At 46.9% G+C, this 22,775-nt stretch carries 17 protein-coding genes; 12 read left to right on the top strand and 5 right to left on the bottom strand.

Features of this window, described 5'->3' with window-relative positions; all coding sequences use genetic code 11:
* Positions 1-278 precede the first annotated feature (278 nt).
* The 5 genes from RIF36_RS04160 to bamG all read left to right on the top strand — a co-directional run bounded on the left by RIF36_RS04160 (position 279) and on the right by bamG (position 7,390).
* Entirely contained in the window at positions 279-3,089 is a 2,811-nt protein-coding gene (locus RIF36_RS04160) for an outer membrane beta-barrel protein (protein WP_350119629.1), read from the top strand.
* 1 nt (position 3,090) lies between these two features.
* Complete coding sequence (locus tag RIF36_RS04165) at positions 3,091-3,426, top strand: hypothetical protein (RefSeq protein WP_350119626.1); 336 nt, start codon at positions 3,091-3,093, stop codon at positions 3,424-3,426.
* Between the two features lie 391 nt (positions 3,427-3,817).
* Complete coding sequence (locus RIF36_RS04170) at positions 3,818-5,146, top strand: DUF4270 family protein (protein WP_350119623.1); 1,329 nt, start codon at positions 3,818-3,820, stop codon at positions 5,144-5,146.
* 10 nt (positions 5,147-5,156) lie between these two features.
* Complete coding sequence (locus RIF36_RS04175) at positions 5,157-6,158, top strand: Kelch repeat-containing protein (protein ID WP_350119620.1); 1,002 nt, start codon at positions 5,157-5,159, stop codon at positions 6,156-6,158.
* Positions 6,158-7,390 (top strand): BamG family beta-barrel-assembly machinery protein, encoded by a 1,233-nt coding sequence (gene bamG / locus RIF36_RS04180; protein ID WP_350119618.1) that lies wholly within the window; start codon positions 6,158-6,160, stop codon positions 7,388-7,390. Before RIF36_RS04175 ends, bamG begins: the two co-directional genes overlap by 1 nt.
* 129 nt (positions 7,391-7,519) lie before the next feature.
* Here the strand turns inward: bamG and RIF36_RS04185 are convergent, their stop codons facing one another.
* Genes RIF36_RS04185 through RIF36_RS04195 form a run of 3 tightly spaced genes read right to left on the bottom strand, consistent with a single transcriptional unit; the run spans position 7,520 to position 9,367 of the window.
* Positions 7,520-8,125 carry a DapH/DapD/GlmU-related protein gene (locus tag RIF36_RS04185; RefSeq protein ID WP_350119615.1) on the bottom strand — a complete coding sequence of 202 codons (606 nt, stop codon included), beginning with the start codon at positions 8,123-8,125 and terminating at the stop codon, positions 7,520-7,522.
* Positions 8,126-8,173: 48 nt separating this feature from the next.
* A complete protein-coding gene (locus tag RIF36_RS04190) occupies positions 8,174-8,419 on the bottom strand; it encodes a CBU_0592 family membrane protein (protein ID WP_350149313.1) in 246 nt (81 codons plus the stop codon).
* 3 nt (positions 8,420-8,422) lie between these two features.
* A complete protein-coding gene (locus tag RIF36_RS04195) occupies positions 8,423-9,367 on the bottom strand; it encodes a LysR substrate-binding domain-containing protein (protein WP_350119612.1) in 945 nt (314 codons plus the stop codon).
* Positions 9,368-9,545: 178 nt separating this feature from the next.
* Between RIF36_RS04195 and RIF36_RS04200 the strand changes: the two genes are divergently transcribed.
* Positions 9,546-10,004, top strand: coding sequence for an ankyrin repeat domain-containing protein (locus RIF36_RS04200; protein WP_350119610.1), 459 nt, complete (start codon positions 9,546-9,548; stop codon positions 10,002-10,004).
* A gap of 57 nt (positions 10,005-10,061) precedes the next feature.
* Here RIF36_RS04200 and RIF36_RS04205 read toward each other — a convergent pair whose 3' ends face one another.
* On the bottom strand, positions 10,062-11,984 hold the full coding sequence (locus RIF36_RS04205; protein WP_350119607.1) for a DUF7133 domain-containing protein: 1,923 nt from the start codon (positions 11,982-11,984) through the stop codon (positions 10,062-10,064).
* An 18-nt stretch (positions 11,985-12,002) separates the two neighbouring features.
* The gene (locus tag RIF36_RS04210; RefSeq protein WP_350119604.1) at positions 12,003-13,877 is read right to left on the bottom strand and encodes a 3-keto-alpha-glucoside-1,2-lyase-like domain-containing protein; all 1,875 of its coding nucleotides are present in this window, start codon (positions 13,875-13,877) and stop codon (positions 12,003-12,005) included.
* Between the two features lie 403 nt (positions 13,878-14,280).
* On the opposite strand from RIF36_RS04210, the gene RIF36_RS04215 reads away from it, so the two are divergent.
* The 6 genes from RIF36_RS04215 (at position 14,281) to RIF36_RS04240 (ending at position 22,721) form a co-directional block, all read left to right on the top strand.
* Positions 14,281-14,814 carry a helix-turn-helix domain-containing protein gene (locus RIF36_RS04215; RefSeq protein ID WP_350149315.1) on the top strand — a complete coding sequence of 178 codons (534 nt, stop codon included), beginning with the start codon at positions 14,281-14,283 and terminating at the stop codon, positions 14,812-14,814.
* Positions 14,815-14,915: 101 nt separating this feature from the next.
* Positions 14,916-15,488, top strand: coding sequence for a helix-turn-helix domain-containing protein (locus RIF36_RS04220; protein WP_350075944.1), 573 nt, complete (start codon positions 14,916-14,918; stop codon positions 15,486-15,488).
* Positions 15,489-15,634: 146 nt separating this feature from the next.
* Positions 15,635-17,059, top strand: a complete 1,425-nt coding sequence (locus RIF36_RS04225; protein ID WP_350119598.1) for an MFS transporter — start codon at positions 15,635-15,637, stop codon at positions 17,057-17,059.
* Positions 17,060-17,213: 154 nt separating this feature from the next.
* Entirely contained in the window at positions 17,214-18,269 is a 1,056-nt protein-coding gene (locus tag RIF36_RS04230; RefSeq protein WP_350075940.1) for an efflux RND transporter periplasmic adaptor subunit, read from the top strand.
* Positions 18,270-18,277: 8 nt separating this feature from the next.
* Positions 18,278-21,376, top strand: a complete 3,099-nt coding sequence (locus tag RIF36_RS04235; RefSeq protein ID WP_350075938.1) for an efflux RND transporter permease subunit — start codon at positions 18,278-18,280, stop codon at positions 21,374-21,376.
* 4 nt (positions 21,377-21,380) lie between these two features.
* A complete protein-coding gene (locus tag RIF36_RS04240; RefSeq protein ID WP_350075936.1) occupies positions 21,381-22,721 on the top strand; it encodes a TolC family protein in 1,341 nt (446 codons plus the stop codon).
* The last annotated feature ends 54 nt before the right edge of the window (positions 22,722-22,775 follow it).

Consider the following 22,775-nt stretch of genomic DNA (forward strand, 5'->3'; position numbering starts at 1 on the left):
TTTGAATTTCATCGAAAGATACCGAGCCTTGTTTTGATTCTCAAACCTATTCAACCAATGCCGCTTTTTCCTCAACCAGTTGGCAATGAACCCCTTTGAGGCCGCCCAGGCTAGTGATGCTTGTCAACTAAAGTTGTTGATAAAATGACCGGGTTCATTGAATAAATTTTAGTCCCCTTCTTCAGTTTATTTTATTGCGGCCATTAATTCCCGACCCGCAGCATCATGGATGTTGTTGAGGCTGGCGGTCGGGGAGCCCAACAATCAACAAGAAATACATGGCCCCCTTCAAAAGAATAGTATGCTTTGCCATTGCGGTGCTTATACCGGCACTGGCCGTTGCGCAGGGTTTCGAGATATCAGGCAAAGTGGTAGACAGGAAGCTCGGCGCACCCATTTTCGGAGCCAGTGTGGTTTTGAAGAATTCGAAAAACGGAGGCAGATCAATCGCAGCGGTGACGAATGATGAGGGCATGTTCAGGTTCGACGGGGTCAGGCCGGGGAGCTATTCAGTGCAAATCTCATTCGTTAGTTACAAGCCAGTCGCATTATTTATCGATCAACTGGAAAAGAGCTATGAATTTGGGGCGATTGAGATGGAGGAAGACCTCAAAGTTTTGGAAGAGGTGAAGGTAATGGGGGAAGCCGAGAGGCTGGAGGTGAAAGGCGACACAGTTGAATACAACTCTGAGGCTTATAAAACGATGTCGGACGCATCGGTGGAGGACCTCGTTCAGAAGATGCCTGGAGTTTCAATGAACAATGGAAAGCTAGAGGCCCAGGGTGAGGAGGTGAAGCAAGTGCTGGTTGACGGAAAGCGCTTTTTTGGTAACGATGTAAACCTCGCCATGCGCAATCTGCCATCGGAGGTCGTTGACAAAATTCAGGTGTTTGACCAATTGAGCGAACAGGCACAGCTCACTGGATTTGACGACGGTGAGAGACAAAAAACCATCAATATCATTACCAAACCTGGTGCGAGAAATAGCCTGTTTGGGAAAGCCAGCGCAGGCCTGGGCAACGATGACAGGTATATGGGAAGTGGTGTGCTGAACGTAATGAATGGAGACCAGCGGCTGTCCGTATTGGCTCAATCAAACAATATCAACATTCAAAACTTTTCCTCCGAAGATTTACTTGGCGTTACCAGCACTGGCGGAGCGAGGGCCAGACCTGGAGGAGGAGGAAGACGCCCTGATGGAGGGGGTGGTCCGGGAGGAGGAGGCTCATCATCGACGGATAATTTTCTAGTGGGTACCCAAAGCGGCATTTCATCGACAGACGCTATTGGCTTGAACTATCAGGATAGCTTTGGAGAAAAACTGGAGGTTACAGGCAGTTATTTCTACAATAAAACGGACAATAGCCAAAACCAGTCTACGAATCAGGTGTACAATGTTGAAGGCTCACCAACTTATTCTGAGCGACAGTTGAACACCACCGAAAACGGAAATCATCGGCTCAACCTGCGATTGACTTACGATATCAATCAAAATAACTCACTCCTCTTTCTGCCATCGATAAGCACCCAGGCCAACAAGTCGGTTTCAGATATTCAGGGAATTTTGACAGATGGCACGCAAGCCGTGAGTGGCTCCAGCTCGGCGCAGACATCCGACATAGAGGGCTACTCGGGAAACGGCAACCTGATTTGGCGACACAAGTTTGACAAGCGGGGACGGACTTTTTCGTGGAATGTAGGCCTGAGTGCCAACAATAGAAGCGGCAATACATCGCTTCTTGGTGTGACAAGCAATTACACACTCACGGATGAAACTGATAGCCTCGACCAGCGTGCCGATATTTCTTCACCAGGTCACGAAGTCTCCTCAAGGCTCATCTATACAGAACCGGTAAGCGAAAACGGCATGGTGTCGCTTGAATACAATATCAGCCGAAAAGTGACCGACTCCGAGAAATACACCTACAATGTTGCTGATGTTGATGCCGGTTACGCCGCAGTTGATACTGCACTCAGTAGCCTCTTGAGTAGCCAGTACTCAGCTCAAAGGTTTGGAGGTGGCTACCGTTATCGCAATGGCCCCATTTCTGTTCTTGGCAATGTGACTTACCAGTATGCCCAGCTAAATAATCAGACCACCTTCCCATATGAGTATTATCTGAAGAGCGACTACAGAAATGTGTTGGGTATGTTCAATTTTAACTATCGCTCGGCCGGCAAGAACCTGATGGCGGTTTACAGAACCAGTACTTCTATCCCCTCTATTAGCCAACTTCAGAATGTGGTGGACAACTCAAATCCTTTGCAATTAAGTGCAGGAAATGAACAGTTGAGTCAGCAGTACCAACACAATTTCACTGCCCGATTCACTACTGGCATAAGGGAAAATACGGGGACTTTGATGGTATTTTTGGGAGGAACAATTGCCGACAATTACATTACTAACTCAACTTACATTGCTGATCGTGATACGTTAATTGGCGACGTGCTACTCGTTGCTGGCGGCCAGTTTATAAAGCCGGTCAACCTCGATGGTTATAAAAACATTCGCTCACTGATCACCTATGGAATTCCAGTATCCTTTCTGAAAAGCAACCTTAATTTTAATATATCAGGCAGTGTAACCAAAACTCCGGGGCTGGTTAACAGTGCCCTGAATATGGTCACCAGCAATGCATTGGGACTGGGCCTGGTTTTAAGCAGCAACATAAGCCGATCACTCGACTTTACCGTATCATCTACTTCCACATTCACCGGCGTGGAGAACCAGCTACAGGTAGGGCAAAGCCAGGATTACTTTTTTCAATCGACACGACTCAACTTCAACTGGCTTTTGCCGACTGACATTATTTTCCGGACGGACGTGACCCATCAGCTCTACAGCGGCCTGTCTGAAGGGTACGATCAAAATTTTGCTCTCTGGAACCTGAGTATTGGTAAAAAGCTCTTTAAAGACAAAAGGGGTGAATTAAGCCTATTTGCCTACGACCTGCTAAAGCAGAATAACAGCATTAGCAGGAACGTGACCGACGCTTATGTGGAAGATGTGCAAACCGAGGTTTTGCAGCGATATTTCATGGCGAAGTTCACCTATAATTTTTGGAAGAAGCCTGGAGTTGGGAGCTGAAATGAAAGCGTTGATAGTCACCTGTTCTCTCCTGATTGTCTTTCCGGTATTTCTTGCTTCGGCTCAAAATGATTTTCAGGCTGCTGAGCAGACAAGGAAGATGAAGAATAAGCTTCATTTGACCCCTTCGCAGGAAATTGTGGTTGCGATAGCAAACGGCAGGTATGCAGAAGGCTTGGAAGCTTTGGTAGATAGAAATTTGTCCGATTCTGCAGCGATTGCGGAAAGGAGGCGCTTGAAGAAAAAATGGGCGCAGTCCCTTGAAACTGTATTATCGGAAAGTCAGTACGAAAGCTGGATGCGTTTTGTCTACAAAGCTCAACGAAAGAAGAGCTAAAGCTGACATTGACCAGTAAAAGGGAGAGGAAATGAGCTTTGGCTTGCTTCCAACCCTGTAAGCGGTGATTTGGCTAACCAACCAAAAGTATTTTTCCCGGGTCATTGAGCTACAATCAAACCCTGGCGACAGTCCTTAAACGCCAAATTATACCAAGTTAGAAAGTCCGGAAACCAACAACTGGAGGAACTGCTCACAGCACCGCAATATGAGAAGTGGGGCAGGTATTTGATTAGCGAGCAGCAACAGAGCGGGTACTAATATGAGTTAGCTGATACTGGTCATTGAGGTTTTCGGATGGTTGGTTGAAAAAATTTCGGCACCCGGGCTTTCAGCATCAATTTTACTTAAGATTTCAATTTTCCAATTGTAGTAGGAGTGAGAAAAGGGTATGGGTTTCAAGAAAATAGCTAGCAAGATAAAAGTTGTGGTTCTGCTGCTTGGTATTGCTGTGGCAATCACCAGTTGCGTGGAGAATGACCTTCTGCCTGTGTCGGTAGATTTGATCGATGATATTACCCCCGACTTTATAATTATTGACACGCTTACACTTGATGTGTCCACCATTCGTCTCGATTCGTTTGTAACATCCGATACCGAACGCTTACTGGTGGGCCGCTATGAGGATGAATACATTGGGGAGATTACGTCGACCTCCTTTTTCGAAGTAGCCTACCAGGACTACTCGTTTTACCCGCCTGCTGCTTCCCGGTTCGATAGCCTGACACTGGTGCTCTATTACGACTATAATTACTTTGATACCCTTCAAACGCAGACCATCGATGTTTACAGGTTAGCTGAAAGTATCGAGTATAATTCGTATGGCACTATATATAATACAGCTAATTTTTCGTTGGAGAAAACTCCTCTGAAAAGTTATTCATTTAAGCCAAGGCCAAACACCACCGACTCACTTGAAATAAGGTTGCCGGACGGGCTGGGCAAGGAGCTGCTTGAGATGGGGCTGACAAGTAACAGCGCCTTATTTAATCTTGCACTATTCACCGACTTTCTGAAAGGATTTGCATTGGTTCCGGGTGCTGACAGTGAGGGCTTTTTGGGATTTATGAAAGCTAATTCGAGCCTCAAACTCTATTATTCTGATTACACAGATATACCACCCACGCAATTGACCAATAAGTTCCCTGTAAGCCAGGGTACGGTTTGCTTCAATAAGACTACGTTCAATCCAAAATCAGCGACCTTGAGTGGTCTTGAAAGCCAATTGGATGACGTAAGCTCCGAGCTAACCAGCAATTACTCCTTTATTCAGGCGGGTGCCTACATAATGACAAAGGTGGAAATTCCATACATCCAGGAGCTTCTTATCCTGCCTGGTAGTGTGTACATACCCCATGCTGATCTGGTGATAAGACCGGTTGCAGGAACCTACCGAAGCGGGGCCAATACCAATCTGCCGACTTCTATTACCGGATATTATGGAAGCATCGACAATTATCCGCTGGGCGCATTTGACACCAGTAGTGAGTTTGTGCTTGATGATGAATTTGGCAAGGATACTTATTACCGCCTTGAAGTGACCGATCTGGTGAATAACCTGCTCGACACTGATCAGTCTAACGATTACTCCATTCTTTTGGGCCTTGACGAAAATACGATGCTTTACGGCGCTGGCAGGGTGTACTTGAAAGACGGCAACCGGCAGGACGGAATGAAGCTCCAGGTATACTATATACCGCTAGATACGGATGATAATTAAACACACATAGATGAATAAGATGAAAGGGATGAATTTAAAAATGAAATGGCTTCTTTTCCTGAGCCTGGGTATTATATCCACCGGATGTCTCGATGATAGTGAAGACGACGACTCACAGGGAAACTGGACCAAGGTGTCTGACTTTGAAGGAGTAACAAGAAGTGGTGCTGTTTCTTTCAGCATAGGAGAAAAGGCATATGTGGCTACCGGCTACACCGGCACAGAATACCTCAGCGATTTGTGGGAGTATGATCCGTCTTTGAACTTTTGGTTGAGAAAGGCAGATTTCCCTGGAGTGAAAAGAAGTGCCGCCGTCGCCTTTAGTGTAAACGGAAAAGGGTATGTGGGTACCGGCTACGATGGATTGAATAATTTAGGCGATTTCTGGGAGTACGACCCTGCTACGGACGCCTGGAGGCAAGTCGCCGACTTTGGTGGATCGGCCAGGTATGGCGCTGTTGCCTTTAATTCAAGCACCAATGGATACGTTGGCACTGGCTACGATGGCAATGACCTGAAGGACTTTTGGACCTACGACCCGGCTGCCAATGAGTGGACGCAGGTGATCAGCATAGGTGGATCCAAGCGGGTGGATGCTGTAGCATTCACTATCGACAACAAGGCATATGTAGGCACTGGCAGAAACAACGGTGTTTATCAGTACGATTTCTGGGCGTATGATATGGTGGCCGGGACGTGGCAGCAAATGCTGGACCTTGACGACGATGACGATTATTTGGTGGTAAGGCACAATGCTGTAGCTTTTAGCAGAGATGGCAAGGGGTATATCACCACGGGCAACTTTAGCGGCTTGCTGGTAAGCACCTGGGAATATGACCCTATCACCGACCTTTGGTCGGAATATACGGGTATAGAAGGCCCCGCCAGGGAGGATGCAGTTGCATTTGTGGCAGGCAGCAGAATTTTTGTAACCACCGGACGAAGCTCCACTGTGAGGTTGGATGACATTTGGGAGTTCAAACCTGAAGAAGTCTACGACGAAGATCTTTGATGATGAAAGGCATCATCCTAACATTTGTCTTGCTTCTTAGCACCCTGGCTGCCGCTACGGCACAGGATATTTATGGCTCGCCCTATAGTTACTATGGCATTGGCCAGCTGGCGACACAGGGCTCAGGCATCAATACAGCCAAAGGAGGAACGGGTATTGGCAGCCGACCATGGTACGACTTAAATACGGCCAACCCGGCTGCCTATACAAGCCCGATTGTTCCGTCAAACTATATTTTCCTGGCCGATTATGCTTTTTCATTTCATGACTTTACTTACAGCAGCAGCCATTATAATTCTGTAGAAAGCTCCATTACCAACCTAACGATGTGGTTCAAGCCAATGAGCAACCTGGGATTGGTGGTGGGTATGTCGCCCTACTCAAAAATGGGTTATAATATCAACGAGGTGAAAAACCTGGCTGGCTATGGCAATTACGATGTGTTGAACAAAGGCACAGGAGGAGTGAATCGCTACTATGTTGGGGCTGGTTACACCGTTTGGAAGCGACTTTCTTTCGGTTTCAATGCCAACTACCTTTTTGGATCGCTGCAGCGGGAAACGAAGGTGCAGCTCGACGAGCTTGACGAAACATATGCCAGAGACCGGCTTTCTCTTGCCAACTTTGCTTTTGACTTTGGCATGCAGTATCAGCAGAAATTCGGGAAGAATAGTTATGTCAACGCTGGAGGCATATGGAAGAAAGGCACTCAGCTGAAAACTGTTCAAACCAATCAGCTGATCAACGCCGAAACATCAAGTCTTCTTATCGGTTGGGATTCTTATCCTGATGATTATATAACCCCGGATGAATACGGGGTGGGACTAGAGGTATCTCTATTCGACAAGGTGGCTGTCAGTGGCGATTTCCTCTACAAGGATTACTCCAAGGCTTTTCTTGGTAACGAGGTGACAATGCTAGATACCCGGAGGTTTTCCGGAGGCGTCGACTGGATGCCCAATCCGGCAAGTCAATCCTATTTTGGTAGAGCAGTTGTGCGGGCTGGCTTCTTCTATGAAACAAAACCCTGGAAGTTAACCGAGCAGCAGATGGCTGGCTACGGTGTAACCGGCGGACTAAGCCTCCCCCTGAGCAATTATATGTCAAGAATTAATCTGGGCTTTGGCTGGGAACAAATGGGGACAAGTGCCACCGGTAGAGAGTCAGTTTACACAGTAAGCGTTGGCCTGAGCCTGCATGACAAATGGTTTCAGAGGCGGGCTTACGACTAGAAAATTTTGAGTTTGCAGACAACGAGTAAAGAATTATTCAAACCCTTACTCAATTGCAAAGACCACCGTGGCATGACGGTGGTTTTTCTTTTTTAAGTCTTTGCAAGGTGGACGGCTTTCTTCGTCAAATCATTCTATAACCTGCTCAACCAACTCCAGTCGCTTCACGACTTTGTTTTTATCAAGCACAGTGCCGGGCGACAACACTGCATTGGCACCTATCTTACAGTTGTCGCCTACCAGGGCACCGAATTTTGTGCTGCCCGTTTCAACAACCCTGCCTTGATGAAGGACTCTTATTCGCTTGTCCTGTCTTTCATTATAATGATTGGCGATGACAGCGCCTGCTTCAAAGTTTACATTGCTTCCAATGATGCTATCGCCAACGAAATTGAAATGAGCCAGGCTGCTGTGATCGAAAACGATGCTCGATTTTACTTCACAGCCTGGTCCGATAGTCACTCCTTGCCCGAGGAAGACGCCTCCACGCAGGTAGGCATGTGCCCCAAGAAAGCATTTCGGCCCAATAATGGCCGGTGCTTTGATGATGGCCCCTTTTTCAATTGTTACTGTTTTATGCAGTGCGATGCCCTTGTGTATAGAAAAATCACTATCGCAGGACTCAAGCAACTCTGTTAGTACCTCCGTTAGCCTTGAGGTAATTTGCCAGGGAGACAGGTTGTTATACTTTTCAAAATGCGTATCAAATATTGCTATGTAGTCACCTATTGTCATTTTTGCTCGTTTCTCTACAAAAGAGGATGTCGCCCCTTGTTGACTGACTCAAATAAAGATATTAAATATCGCTATGACACTGATGACAATCCAGATGATATTGAGAACTGTATTCGGATAGGCCTTCTTGATATAGGTGTAAATGGCCAACAAGCCACTTCCAAGCAGGTTCAACAACTGAAACTCGAAGGACACTCCCTCCAAAACACCGTAGCTAGTTAGCGCAAACCCGGCCAACAGCAGAACAGCACCTACCCAGCCCAGTCCTTCAATTAGAATTTTTTTCACAGTCATAAGCTAGAATGTAACCTTCTTTTCTTTTCGCCTGTAGGCGATTTCCTGCCCTTGTGGCGCCTGGAATTTTTCCGGAATATGCTTTTTGATCTCCTCCATAAATGCCGTTATCATTCTCTTTTTCACAAAGTCACGTCTTGTCATCAGACTAATGACCCTAAACGGCGCTGGGGCGGCAAAACGTTTGAGCTTTTTTGAATCACTGTCTCTCAACTGCAAAGTGCTCAATTCTGGGAGGATGGTGATGCCAAGGTTTTTGTCCGCCAGGTTTCTTAACGTTTCGAGGCTGCCTGAAGTGAATTCAAGCATGTTTTCTTTCTTGTCTCTAAGCTCACAGAATTGAATGATTTGTGAACGGAAGCAGTGGCTCTCTTCAAGCAACAGCAACTCGTTGGGGTCAATATCTTCTGCCAGCAAAAGCTCCTTGTCAAAGGTTCTTGCCGAGTACACCACAAACGGCTCATAGTAGATGGGGAAGGCATTGAACAGCTTGGTGTCCTCGGGGCTTACAAGTATGCCAGCGTCTAGCTTGCCTTCGTCCAGCTTTTCAAGTATTTCGTCCGTGACATGCTCTGAGATCTTCAGTTTTATGTTTGGGTACCTGACATTAAACTCATAGATAAAGAGCGGCAGCAGGTAGGGGGCGATTGTTGGAATGATGCCAATTTGTAAATCGCCGGCAATTGTGTTCTTTTTTTCCTGCACCAGTTCTTGAATTTTGTGCACTTCCTGCAAAATGAGCCTGGCCTGGCTAATCAGGATTTTACCCGTTTCAGTAGGAACCACGGGATACTTACTCCGGTCAAAAATCTTTATGTCGTACTCTGATTCCAGCTTTTGGATCATCATACTTAACGTAGGCTGGGTAACATGGCACTGATCCGAGGCCTTTGAAAAGCTCCTTTCGTTATCCAGGGCCACGATGTACTCAAGTTGCTGTAGATTCATTGCACGATGATTTCTTGCAATATAGATTTTATCTATTTAATTATAAAGAAAATCAGTTTGAATTATAACTGTATCAGCCATACATTTGCGCTAAAGAATATTAGTTACCCAGCTAATAGAGTAGGTGTTTATAAGGAGTAGTCGATTGGCTGCTCCTTTTTACTTAAAGGAAAAAGGAATGGATTTTTTTCAGTCGATCAGGCAAGGTGATCTTGCTGACGTGATGGCGATGGCAACAGCAGATAATTCGCTTATGACAAAGCCGGATGCCCGTGGGTTTACTCCGCTTGTGTTGGCGACCTACAGCGATCAGGTCGAGATTGCAAAGTTCCTCCTGGAAAGTGGTGTCGATGTAAATGCTTTGGATGCTGCTGGCAATACTGCTTTGATGGGCGTTTGCTTTAAAGGTAATGCCGATATAGTAGAAATGCTGCTTGAGCATGGTGCAAACGTAAATATTCAGAACAAACAGGGAGCCTCAGCCCTCATTTATGCCACTACTTTCGGGCAAATTGAAATTGCCAGGATGCTGCTGGCTGCTGGAGCGGACAAGCATTTGAAGGACAACAAAGGAAACACAGCCTTGGTCCATGCTCAGGCTCACGGTGCAGAGTCGATAGTTGCATTGCTTGCATAAAAAAGGCCTCCAGGTTAACTCTGGAGGCCTTTAATTCTTTCATTCTTTTCCAAACATCTAGGGTCTTTCCTCTTGCAACGAAATGATCCAGTTGGCTATTTTCATCGCATCTTCGTCCGACACCTGTGGCATTGGAGGCATCTCAGTTGAATAACCAGGCCAGTTTTCTGCCTTCGGATTGCGGATAAGATCAACGATTTGTTTCGCCGTATACCTTCTGGCCGCAATGTCTTTGTAGGCCGGCCCAACCTGCCTTTTGTCCACCTGATGGCACGCAAGGCAAGTGTTTTTGGCCAGAATTGGCTTGATCTCCTCAGTCGTCAGCACAGCATTGGCTGAAGTCTTGGGGGCCGCTGGTTTTGCAGCGACTTTTTTAGGTGCCACCTTTTTAGAAGCCGATGACCGTTTGGTGCTCACCTCTGTCATGTTCAATTTGGCGCCTGCAGGAATATTATTCAAGGTGTAGTAACCAGTGCCGTGGAGCACCGATGATCCATTTGCAGACTTTATCCCTGGCAGATTGATCTCATGTACATAATATTGGCGGAGGTTGTCAACCACAAGTCTTACACTCATGCCATCCTCGGCTACTTTTACACCTTTGATGCCTAGCTTTTCGGTGTTGATTGGAGGGCTTCCATAGACAGAGTGGTACTTGTAAATGAAAGACTGGCCAGCGTACGAGTCCAGGTCTTCGGCAGAGGCTTTGTCAACAGCTTGAGTAAAACGAATCTCAAAGCCATCAGGCATTGCCTTCACTGTTTGCATCTCAAAAGGAGTTTCGCCCGTCCACACCACACGTTCAAGGCCAGATGTAGTGCTTCCTGCCGAACCCCAGCCTCTGTTGGTTTCTCCAACGAAGAGCGAGCCATCATGGCCCCAGCTCATGCGAAGCACACCCGATTGGAAATCTTTGATGAAGTCGAAGGCCACTCCCTGGTAGTCTCCGTTTACTTTTTCAAGGCTTACCCTCATGATTTTACTTTGACCCTGGTCGCCGATCAAAAGCTGGTTTTTGAACGGGCCAAAGCTGGCGTCTTCACCTATCTCGAGAATTTCAGAATTCGAAATGCCCAGGATGCCATGTGGCAACCATACCGCTGGCAGCGTAATCTCAGGCACCGATTCTTTCGCATGATACAGCATCTCAGGGTTTTTCTCATCAGCGTTGTTCTCAGGCTTCAGGTATCTGCCATCCACTTGCTCCCTTTCCTCATGTACTTTAGCATAAAACTCTTTGGCTGAAACCGTGACTGGAGACTCTTCTCTGTCGGCCCATTTCAAACCCGCCGGATGCCCGGTAAAACTACCTTTTTTGATATGCCACACACCACCGGATCCTATCCAGTCGCCCTGGTTGTCGGCATAGAATAGTTCTCCGTTGATCATTCCTAGTCCAGCTGGTGATCGCATGCCTGTAGCCCATGGCTCCATATCGCCTTCTGGTGAAATACGCATGATCCAGCCTCTCCACGGCACCCTGCTTTCACCTCTCCACCATTCCTGGTCGCCAAAGGCTACATTGCCTGAAACAAACATGCTTCCGTCGGGGGCTATTTTGGGGCCATAAGAGTATTCATGATAGTGACCTGATACCGGCCAGGCGTAGATGGTCTCATACACATCGGCCCGCCCGTCGCCGTTGGTGTCCTGTAGCTTTGTAAGCTCACCCCGCTGTGCTGTCAACAGAGCGTTCTCCTTAAAAGTCAATCCTAACGGCTCGTGAAGACCGCTGGCGAAAAGACTGAAAGAAGGTAGATTACTGTTGCGCATGTAGGGATCTTCTACCATCCAAACATCACCTCGTCTGGTAGCGAGAGCCACCCTTCCGTCAGGAAGCGTTGTGATACCACCTACTTCGAGGAGCATGGTCTCCGGTGTGGGGATGGTAATAATCTTGTAGAAGTCGCTTTCTTCAGCTTCCTGCGAGAAAGCGTTGAATCCTACAAGCAGGGCTATTAATGAGATATATTTTTTCATGGTTTCTTTCAGATTTTATTACCAAACAATTTGATAAACAACCGAACCAGTTGCTGGCACCAGGAGCTCTTTTGTGGCTCCCTTGTCGGCAATGGTGGCCTCTTGTGCTGATTTCAGCTCTATGTAGTAGTCAAAGCCGTCGATAGCATACGCTCCATTATCCAGCTTTCTGATCTGGCTGCCTTCGGCTATTCTGACCTGGCTGCCTGCGGGCGCATTTTCAACAGATATTTCTCTCTGAAGCACCTTGCCTTCTTCTACCAGCTTACTCTTATCTTTTACGCTTGCTCCGCTGTATGTGTAAAGAAAGGTTGGAAGACCATTGCCATCAAGTGTGTAACCGCTGCTTCTGAAATCGGGGATGTTATTTAGCTCAAGGCTGGCGCTGCTTTGTCCTGCCAGTACTAGTGTTGGCTTGCTTGTCAGGTACTCCACCACGCCGATTGGCCTGAAGGAGCCATCGCCTCTTTCATGCCACATGGGTGTGGCATCGATGAAACCACCTCTCCAAAGGCACACTACACTGCCACTTTTCATGTCGTAGATGTAGTTAAGACCAGCAGGATCACCCACGGCGATCGTATGCGTAAGCCTTTGGCTTCTGTCCCTATTGTAATCGAGGAATGCTCTCAGTAGCCTCGGACTATTGCCCGTTTCAACAATGATAGGGGAGGCCACATTGCTCGCCGGTGGAAATGAACTGAATGCATGCAGCGCTTGTGGGTAGCTGTTGGAGCTTTCTACCCACAATCCCATGTTTGGACTCACCCAGCTCACATATTTAAAGTAGGTAATTTCAATGGCATGGGTCCCTTTTGAGAGCTTCATAGGTTTTCCGCCCCTCTCATAATAGTTGGAAATCGTTTGCCCATCAATGACCAGCTTCATTGCATTGCCGGTATTGGCGCTGAACTTGTAGGTGTCGTCGGCCGGTATTTCCAGTGCGCCGTAATATCTTACAGCAAACTCATTGTCTTTCTTCGCTACTTCCCAGGTAAGTTGTTCTGTTGACCCTATCGAAGTCGGCATAAGGTCTTTAAATTCCTTTTCACTTTCAAAATGCCCGTCAAAAACTTCGTAGTTGATACCAGATAGCGAAACATTGGCTGGCTTCAGCAACCTGTAACGGATGTTCCTGAACGCCACCGGACCATGGTCACCCTGGATCATGAGAGGGCCCTCGGCCACTTCTTTGTCATTGATAGGGCCGCCCGTCAGGCGTGGTACTTCCAGGTTGTCGTGAATCCGTACACCATTCAATTCCACAAACACAAACCGGGCGTTTTCTGTCTTTTCGCCTGCGGTATTGAACCTTGGGGCCTGGAAAGAAATTTTAATTGTTTGCCAAAGGCCGGGTGCTTTTGCAGCATTTGTCCTCGGAGCCTTTCCGGCATAAGCCTTTGCTGGTTCATTTTCCCAGTTGCGATAAATGCCGCCAATGTCACCGAAGCCTGGGTTTTTCACCCCCCAACTATCGAGCAATTGCACCTCGTAGTTACCTTGAAGGTAAATGCCGGAGTTCGATCCTTTGGGAATCATCACCTCAAGCTCCAACTCAATGTCGCCATGAATCCAGTTTGTGACCAGGTTGTCTTTTTTCTGGTCGTCGTTGAAATTGAGGAGGATGCCCTGCCCGGAAGTATACTTTACTGGATGCTCCGGTTCTGGTGCGGCCTTACTCTTTTTCTTCTTTTTGCCTGTTTCAACTGGCGGTGCCTCATGGTGAATGGATAGGTTTCTGTCCATCGTTACGTCGCCAACTATCATCCAGTTGCCGGCCTGAGCCTTGAACGATGACAGGTCATTTAGCGGGAGAGTTTTGTATCCTTCCTGAGCCCAGCCAGCATATGCTGCCAACCAGAGAGTCAGTGAGAATGTGAGTCGTTTCATCATATGTATCAGTAGTTATAATTTCTGAGTAGCAAAAGCGGGACTTACCTAGTCCGTAAAACAAGCCATTGTATGTGTCCAATAGGCGGGGCTCAAATTAGGCTGAAATAAGAATTTTGGCAAAGAATGGAGGGAAATGGTGGCTGAAATATCTAAAATTCATCTGGGCGGCGTGCCAAGGTGGCATTGGTGTGAGGGTGAGTATTTGGAGGATTGCTTGCTAAGTTTCACGTGTTCACTCACCAGAATTTTATTCGAAACAAATAACCAACTGGCGAACGCTGAGGAAATAAAACCTGTCAAGTTTATGGTGATTCGCAGTGTTGACTTATTTTTATAAAGGGATAAGTGCCAGTTGCCTATGCTTATAAGCATCAAAAATATGGTTTGTAATCGGTGCATCTTGATGATCGGGCAGGAGCTTGAGAAGCAAGAACTACAGGTACGAAGCGTTGTGTTGGGCGAAGTCGAATTGGAAAATGAGTCACTTTCAAAAGAGCAATTCGACAGGCTGGACGCTTCATTGCGTCTCATGGGGTTTGAGCGCATTGATGACAAGAAGGCGAAGCTTATTGAGTCGATGAAGTCATTGATTATTCAATTCATCCACAATAAGGAATCATCTGAAAGGAAATACAATTGGTCAACAGTGCTCTCTGAGAGCCTGCATTTTGACTACAATTACCTAAGCAACTTGTTTTCGTCTGTCGAGGGAGTCACATTGGAGCAATACATCATCAAGCAAAAAATTGAAAGAGTGAAGGAGTTGTTGTTTTACGATGAGCTCAATCTTAGCGAGATTGCCGACAAACTAGGCTATAGCAGTGTGGCTCACCTGTCGACACAGTTTAAAAAGATGACTGGTTTCACCCCTTCCGCTCTAAAGAAATCCAGGGAGATTGATATGGAACGGAAATCCCTTGATCACATATCTGAGTAAGAGCCTCGATCATGGAGGAAGGAATTCTACAACACATTCCGGTATTTGTGTAAAGACGCCCTGCCTGTATAGCGTGTACTTTGTTCCAAAAGCATTTCGGTATGGAGCAAAAGTACCAAATTCAAATAAAGGGCATGGTTTGCGATCGTTGCATCCTCTTTGTGAAAAGGAAACTTGAACAGATGGGGTTTGTGGTGCAGAAAATTAGCCTTGGGAGCGTAGCAATAAATAAAACCCCTACGCCTGCTGAGCAGTCGCAGCTTGAGGAAATGCTTTCAGAAGCAGACCTTCAGGTTATTTCAAGCAGACAACATAAGCTAATATCACAAGTCAAGTCTGTGATTCATCAAGCTCTGGAGTCAAATTATCATTACGGCGCACCAATGAAATTCTCAAAGCAAATTTCCGAATCGCTGGGGCTAAATTATAGCTCCATCAGTAAGCTATTTTCTGAACACGAAGGCATAACCCTTGAGCAATATTTTATCTCAATAAGGATAGAAAAGGTAAAGAACCTGCTGACTTCTTCCACCTTGTCGGCAACGGAAATAGCTTACATGACGGGGTATAGCAGCGTGAATCATATGTCCCATCAATTTAAAGAGTATCAGGGCCATGCGCCTACTTTTTTCCGCAAGGCAGTACCCGAAATGCTCAATGCCACCTGCTGCTGAAAGGCAAGTGATTTCCTGCACTCACATCAGGCAAGTCCAATCGCCGGTTGTTGACCGCCATGGAATTATATAAATCGAACCCATTTAAATGTAGAAGAAGGTCAGGCATTTCGAGAAACTTTGTCCCTGTATAAACAACTCAAAATATGTCTGATACAACAACAATCAAAACAAGCGAGCTCAAAGTCAATCGGTGGGCCGCTTTGGCTATTTTGTGCACAGCACAATTTATGGTAATAATGGATACGTCCATTATTGGTGTGGCATTACCGGCCATTCAGGAAGCATTGAATTACACGCCCTCTGAATTGTCGTGGATATTCAATGCCTACGTAATAATCTTTGGCGGTGTGCTTCTTTTGGGCGGAAAGCTTTCTGACCTCCATGGCCCCAAAAAAGTATTTCTTTGGGGGTTTGCTGTGCTTACTGCTGCCTCGCTTCTTACCGGGCTGGCCTGGTCCGAAACCTCGATGAATATCGGAAGAGCCATGCAGGGCCTTGGGGCAGCTTTGATAGCACCTTCTGCTCTTTCTCTCCTAATGACCATTTTTACAGACCCGAAAGAACTAGCCAAAGCATTTGGCTTCTGGGGAGCATCAGCAGCTGCTGGCGGCTCGGCGGGCGTATTTTTGGGAGGAGTGCTCACCGATTACGCCTCGTGGAGATGGACCTTCTATATTAATATACCCATGGGCATTTTCGTCATGATTGCCGGAGCAATGCTTCTGGTGAGCGGAAATAGACGAAAGGGGAAAATAGATTATTTGGGAGCAGTATTGGTGACGCTGGCCACTATGGTACTGGTTTATTCGTTAGTTATGGTCGACAAGAATGGATTGCTGACCACGCACACCATTGGCCTTTTTGCAACGTCATTAGCTTTGTTTATTGCTTTTGTGTTTGTACAAAAAAGGGTGCAGGCTCCATTGTTGCCACTTTCAATATTCAAAGCGCCAAATCTTTCAAGCGGCAACTTAATTATGGCCTTAATGGCTGGCGCATGGATACCTCTGTGGTTTTACCTTAATCTTTATTTACAGCAGTCGCTGGGCTACACTGCATTTTTTTCCGGTTTGGCTTTACTCCCAATGACTATAGTAATCATGGTGCTTATGGTGGGTGTCACTGGTAAGCTCATCGCAAAATTTGGCTTCAAAAAGCCATTAATTGCAGGGCTCGTGGCACTTACCTGCTCACTGCTGTGGTTTTCGCAAGTTCCAGTAAACGGGAATTTCCTCTCCGATGTGCTTGGGGCCTCCTTGCTGGGAGCCCTTGGTATGTCGCTGGCCTATATCCCGGGCACCATCGCATCAATATCGGGTGCAAAACCAGAGGAGTCGGGCCTTGCATCTGGCTTGGTTAACACTACCTATCAGGTGGGGTCAGCTATCGGATTGGCGATAGCCGCTGCCATCGCCATCGGTACTACCAACAGCTTCTCCGCCGAAGCGGGGGTGACTACAGAAGCGCTGAATGTTGGTTTTCAGGCTGCATTTAAAGCCGCCGCATGCATCAGTGGACTTAGCATTTTGATCGCTGTGTTTGGTATTAAGCAGCAGCGGCCACAATAAGGTACCTTCTAATTTTCTTGTTTTTTAGTGCAAAAAGTCTGGCCGAACGCCAGATTTTTTGCTTTCTGTAAACTATATAAATAGCACCGATTTAAATGCAAATCAGGGCGTGTTGGATTCACGTTTTTTACATCCATAATCAAACTTCAAACAAATGAAAACAAATGAATTTTTTAGCTATTTGAGCTTCCTGGTCATCGGTGCGATTGTTGTCGCCTGCACCTCAGGTACATCCAATGACTCAAATCAAGGCAATGCGCCCATTAGTCGACTGCCAGTGGATGTCAAGGTTGTGAAATCAACCGCTGTCACCCAGGAGGAAGTCGTTGCGGGCTCTGTTGTTGCTAGTCGTGAGGTAATGATCGCCAGCGAAGTATCCAGGAAGGTTGTTGCCGTATCTTTTACTGAAGGCAGCGTAGTACACAAAGGCCAGCTGCTGTACAAGCTGGAGGACGGCGAAATTGTTGCCAAACTGAAGCAAAATCAGGCCGAACTTGGCCTGGCAAAATTGAGCGAAGGTCGCTTGGCTGAGCTGCTGAAAAATGAGGCAGTGCGGCAGGAAGAATACGACGTTGCGCAATCGAGACTTGCGTTGCTCCAGGCTACGGAGGACTTACTGAAGAATGAGCTGGACAAGACCTTCATTCATGCCCCCTTCTCCGGGAAAATTGGAATCAGTAAAGTGGAAGTTGGTTCCTGGGTTTCGCCAGGAATGCCATTGGTTGCGTTGCAGGAGCAGGGAAGCGTAAAAATTCAATTTTCAGTCCCTGAAAAATACATTGCTTTTGTGGCAAGCGGAAAGACAATACATTTCCAGGCACCCACTGGTGGTTCCAGCATAGCGGCTCGCATAATTGCCACGGAATCAGGAATAGACGCTGCCAGCAGAAGTATAACCGTGCAGGCAGTGGCCGACAACCGAGACAATCGACTAGTGCCGGGTATGTCGGCAAAGGTTTACTTTTCCGTCGCTGACGAAAACACGAAGGGCCTTACTCTGCCCACTCAAGCCCTCATTCCAGGAGCCAATGGTTTTGGTGTTTTTGTGGTAAAGCAGGGGGTGGCCAGGTTCAGCCCAGTGACCGTTTTCTCAAGAAATGAGTCCGATGCGCTGATTACGGCAGGCCTCGCCGATGGCGATTCAGTCTTGGTTTCCAACATTCTTCGCACCGGTGATGGCACTCCTGTACAAGTTGTCACTGCTAAATAATTGGAGCCATGAGTCTACCATCATTAAGTATCAAAAAGCCTGTTTTGGCAGGTGTGTTTTCCGCACTCATAGTGATTGCTGGAATGGTTGGGTGGCGATATCTTGGGATACGTGAGTTCCCGTTAACCGAGCCACCAGTTATTGCGGTTGTTACCTTTTACCCCGGGGCCAGCCCCGATGTAATAGCCTCTAAAATTACGAAGCCTTTGGAAGAATCTATCGCCGAAGCGAATGGCGTTCGCACTATTTCGTCGGAGTCCAGAGAGCAGGTTAGCATCATTTCAATAGAATTCAACAGAGAGCTAGACCTTGAAGACGCCCTCAACGACGTGCGTGACAAAGTGGCGAAGTCAAAAAGCCAGCTGCCCTCGGACGTCGACCCACCAATAGTTGAAAAAGCGAGTTCCCCCGATAATCTGGTGGCATTCCTTGAAGTGGAGAGTGATTCAAGAGACATAAAGGAAGTAAGCCATTTGGCTTCAACAGTTATCAAGGAAAGAATGCAGTCTATCCCCGGCATTCAAAGTGTAAGTATAGTCGGGGAGCATAAGTACGCCATGAGACTGAGATTCGACCCGATCAAGCTGACAGCCTACAATTTAACTCCAGAGGATATTCGCCAGGCTTTGCACAGAGAGAATATAGACCTCCCCTCAGGCAGGATTGAGGGAGAAAAAAATGAGTTGAGTGTCCGCACCCTGGGACGTCTTACTACATCCGACGAATTCAATGACATGATTATTAAGCAAACTGCAAATTCAGTCATAAAGTTGAAGGACGTTGGCTATGCAGAACTTGGGGAAGTGAATGAGCGCAATGCAATCATTAACGGCACCAACAAGGCAGACAGAGTGGGCGTTGGCGTGGCGATTCAAATACAAAGAGGAGCCAATGCTATCGAAGTTGTGGATGAATTTTACCGCCGCCTCGATGAATTGCGCAAGGAGATACCTACTGACTACAAGTTGATTGTAGGGTTCGATTTCACCAAACCAGTTCGTGAGTCAATTACAGAAGTGGTGGAGACGCTCTTCATCGCTTTTGGGTTGGTTGTCGTCATTATCTTTCTTTTTCTGCGTGATTGGCGATCTACCATCATTCCCGTGCTGGCCATTCCCGTGTCAATATTCTCGGCATTCTTCATCATGTATCTGGCAGGCTTTTCTATCAATGTCCTGACGCTTTTGGGCTTGGTGCTGGCTATAGGATTGGTTGTCGACGATGCCATTGTAGTACTTGAAAACATCTACAAAAAGATTGAAGATGGAGCCAATCCTATTCAGGCGGCATTCGCAGGATCCAGGGAAATATATTTTGCTATCATTTCTACCACCATCACCCTGGCGGCAGTTTTCTTGCCCATAGTATTTATGGGAGGCATAAGTGGGCAGCTCTTCAAAGAGTTTGCTATAGTGGTATCGGGATCGGTGATCGTGTCGGCATTTGTGGCGCTCACTCTTTCTCCTATGCTTAGCGCTTACCTGTTGAAGCAGCACGTAAAGCCCAACTGGCTTCATAGGGTCACCGAGCCATTTTTCATTAAGCTCAATGGAGGTTACGGATCACTTCTGAAAGTTTTTATGAAGTTCAGGTGGTTGGCATGGATATTCCTGATTGCAGGGGGCGTGGTGATTTATGTGCTTGGAAATAAGTTGCCATCAGAACTGGCGCCCTTGGAGGATCGGTCAAACATGATGCTTATTGCTATCGCCCCTGAAGGAGTTTCGTATGACTTCATGAAGGAGAATATGGAAGAGGTTGGTCATTACGTCAACGACAATACAGAAGGTCTCTATCAAACGTATTCAATGGTGGCCATTTCATTTATTCCTGCTCCGGCACCCATCAACGTCGCCGTGCAGAGTATCTATCTGAAAGACCCAAAGGAAAGGAGCGTGACTGCACAGGAATTGTACTACCAATATGGGGCTGCTTCAGGGCAATTTAGAAACATCCTTCTTTTCCCCTATATGCCACCTACGATTGGTACCAGATACGGCGGAGGTCAGCCCGTGCAATATGTGTTGCAAGCATCCAATTTGGACAGCGTGGCCAGTGTGCTTCCTAAGTTTCTGGCCGCAGCAAGACAAAGCAATAAGCTAATGTTTGTTGACAGTGATCTCAAGATCAATAAGCCAGAGATCAAAATTAATATAGATCGCCAAAAAGCCGCCATGATGGGAGTTTCTATACAGGAAGTGGCCAGAGCGATGCAGCTTTCCTTTTCTGGTCAGCGCTATGGGTATTTTATGAAAAACGACAGGCAGTATGAAGTAATTGGTCAGGTGGAGCGCATCAACCGTAACGATATCAGCGACCTTCGGGCAATTCATGTCAGGTCGGCTCATGGACAAATGATCTCGCTGGACAATCTGGTAACAATCGAGGATGGAATAAGTCCTGCCACCATATACCGCTATGATCAATACACCTCTGCCACCATTTCGGCTGGCCTGGCACCTGGCGTAAGTCTGGACGAAGGAATTCAGGAGATGGAGCGGATTAAGTCGGAGGTTTTGGGCGATAATTTCAGAACGACGCTAGCCGGGCAATCTCGTGATTACGTGGAAAGTAAGGGAAGCCTTTCGTACACACTGATACTGGCCCTGGTGCTGATATACATGATACTGGCAGCGCAATTTGAAAGTCTTCGTGATCCCCTGATCATCATGCTTACAGTACCCATGGCTATTACCGGGGCGCTTTTGAGCCTGGACTGGTTTAGCCAAAGCCTCAATGTATTTAGCCAAATCGGCATCATTACGCTTATTGGTCTCATAACAAAGAATGGCATATTGATAGTAGAGTTTGCCAATCACCTAAAGGACACTGGCCTGTCAAAGTTTGACGCTGCCATTCAGGCCGCAGAGCAGCGATTCAGGCCGATTCTGATGACTTCACTCGCAATGATTTTTGGTGCATTGCCCATTGCGATGACCCATAATAGCCGTCAATCACTTGGGATTGTAGTAGTAGGCGGGCTGATATTCGCTGGCATACTCACCTTGTTCATCATCCCGGCGGTCTATTCTTATCTCGCTTCAGGTAAAAGGAGAAAGGAAGTAGTGGATGAGACGGAGGCAAATATGGTGATCTCAAAAAGTTAATTTTATGAAAAAGTATAATAGATCATTGATAGCGGCCATTGCGATGCTAGGTATCGTGCTGCCCGCTACCGCTCAGGAGGTGCATCTTTCACTGAGCGAGGCGCTTACTATGGCAAAAGCGAAAAATAAGGCCATGCAGGTGCAGTTATTGGAAGAGAAAGTTTCCAAAATGGAAACTTTGGAATCCCGGAGCGACTTGCTGCCCACATTGTCTGCTCAGGGAAGTTATGCCCATTACTTCGAAAGACAGGTAATTTTTATGCCTGGGGCTTTCGTTGGCGATGAAAACACGCCGGTAGTAGACGTAGCTGTTGGTGGAAAAAACGCAGTAAATGGCTACCTGGCTTTTCAACAACCGCTGTTGTCAGAGTCCGCCCGCAGGCAGGTGAAAACCGCAACGCTTGGCGAGGCATTTCAGGCACAGGAAACCAGAGCATTCAGAGCCAGACTGACTGCGGAAGTAACCACCACCTACCTGAGGGCTTTGCTCCTGAGTGAGTCACTTAAACTGAATCAGCAAAGCCTGGAGCGGAACGTGCGCTCACTGGAAGACAGTCAATCTCTTCTCAGCCAGGGTAAGGGCTTGAAGGTGGATACACTGCGAAGCTTTATAGCGGTTGAAAATCTCAGGTCGTCTATTTCGTATCTTCAAAATCAGTATGAGACGACACTGCTGCACCTGGCCAGGATAATTGGCCTTGAGTCGGCTGAGACAATCGTCCTTATCGATAATCTTGAGATTGATGAGGGCATTATGATCTTTGGTTCGACTGCTGCTGGAGAAGCTGAGATTGCGGCCAACAGGCCTGATCTTCAGCAAATAAGATTGCGTGTAGAAATAGGCGAAAGTATGATGAGTCAGACGAAGGCTCAAAAACTACCCACCATTACCATGATGGGTGCTTATCAACTACAGGCGCAGTCTTTCGATCTCAGCTTCAGCCGTTGGCCTGGCACATCTTTTTTAGGCATTCAGGCATATGTGCCCATTTTCTCCGGGAATAAAATAAATTCCAGGTTGGGTAAGGCAAGTGTAATGCTCCAGCAAAGCGAACTAGCATTGCAGGATTTATCGCAAAAAGCTGCGATTGAAGTACAGTCTCATGAGAATGATTTGCGGGAGGGGCTAAGAAGATTGGAGATTCATGACAATACTGTTGAGGCGGCGAAAGTAAACTTTGCAATGGTAAATGAGCGGTTCCAGTCTGGCCTCAGCTCCAGGCTGGAGCTTACAGATGCTGAGCTGGCGTTGACGGAGTCGAGAATGAACCAGCTACAGGCATTTTACAAAGTGAGAATCGCTAAGCTTGAATACGATCAAGCACTGGGATTGCTGTCAGAATAATTGACACCCAAACAGAAATATAGAAAGAGGCTGTCTCGTTTTTCGCAACTGAGA

This window comes from Imperialibacter sp. (assembly GCF_040222815.1).
In the GTDB taxonomy this organism is placed as follows: domain Bacteria; phylum Bacteroidota; class Bacteroidia; order Cytophagales; family Cyclobacteriaceae; genus Imperialibacter.

What these genes read in the sequence shown, in the direction of transcription:
- RIF36_RS04200 (WP_350119610.1), top strand. Translation starts at nt 9,546, where the DNA reads ATGGATTTTTTTCAGTCGATCAGGCAAGGTGATCTTGCTGACGTGATG.
- RIF36_RS04185 (WP_350119615.1), bottom strand. Translation starts at nt 8,125, where the DNA reads ATGACAATAGGTGACTACATAGCAATATTTGATACGCATTTTGAAAAG.
- RIF36_RS04190 (WP_350149313.1), bottom strand. Translation starts at nt 8,419, where the DNA reads ATGACTGTGAAAAAAATTCTAATTGAAGGACTGGGCTGGGTAGGTGCT.
- RIF36_RS04165 (WP_350119626.1), top strand. Translation starts at nt 3,091, where the DNA reads ATGAAAGCGTTGATAGTCACCTGTTCTCTCCTGATTGTCTTTCCGGTA.
- bamG (WP_350119618.1), top strand. Translation starts at nt 6,158, where the DNA reads ATGATGAAAGGCATCATCCTAACATTTGTCTTGCTTCTTAGCACCCTG.
- RIF36_RS04215 (WP_350149315.1), top strand. Translation starts at nt 14,281, where the DNA reads ATGATCGGGCAGGAGCTTGAGAAGCAAGAACTACAGGTACGAAGCGTT.
- RIF36_RS04195 (WP_350119612.1), bottom strand. Translation starts at nt 9,367, where the DNA reads ATGAATCTACAGCAACTTGAGTACATCGTGGCCCTGGATAACGAAAGG.
- RIF36_RS04225 (WP_350119598.1), top strand. Translation starts at nt 15,635, where the DNA reads ATGTCTGATACAACAACAATCAAAACAAGCGAGCTCAAAGTCAATCGG.
- RIF36_RS04240 (WP_350075936.1), top strand. Translation starts at nt 21,381, where the DNA reads ATGAAAAAGTATAATAGATCATTGATAGCGGCCATTGCGATGCTAGGT.
- RIF36_RS04205 (WP_350119607.1), bottom strand. Translation starts at nt 11,984, where the DNA reads ATGAAAAAATATATCTCATTAATAGCCCTGCTTGTAGGATTCAACGCT.
- RIF36_RS04220 (WP_350075944.1), top strand. Translation starts at nt 14,916, where the DNA reads ATGGAGCAAAAGTACCAAATTCAAATAAAGGGCATGGTTTGCGATCGT.
- RIF36_RS04170 (WP_350119623.1), top strand. Translation starts at nt 3,818, where the DNA reads ATGGGTTTCAAGAAAATAGCTAGCAAGATAAAAGTTGTGGTTCTGCTG.
- RIF36_RS04230 (WP_350075940.1), top strand. Translation starts at nt 17,214, where the DNA reads ATGAAAACAAATGAATTTTTTAGCTATTTGAGCTTCCTGGTCATCGGT.
- RIF36_RS04235 (WP_350075938.1), top strand. Translation starts at nt 18,278, where the DNA reads ATGAGTCTACCATCATTAAGTATCAAAAAGCCTGTTTTGGCAGGTGTG.
- RIF36_RS04160 (WP_350119629.1), top strand. Translation starts at nt 279, where the DNA reads ATGGCCCCCTTCAAAAGAATAGTATGCTTTGCCATTGCGGTGCTTATA.
- RIF36_RS04210 (WP_350119604.1), bottom strand. Translation starts at nt 13,877, where the DNA reads ATGATGAAACGACTCACATTCTCACTGACTCTCTGGTTGGCAGCATAT.
- RIF36_RS04175 (WP_350119620.1), top strand. Translation starts at nt 5,157, where the DNA reads ATGAATAAGATGAAAGGGATGAATTTAAAAATGAAATGGCTTCTTTTC.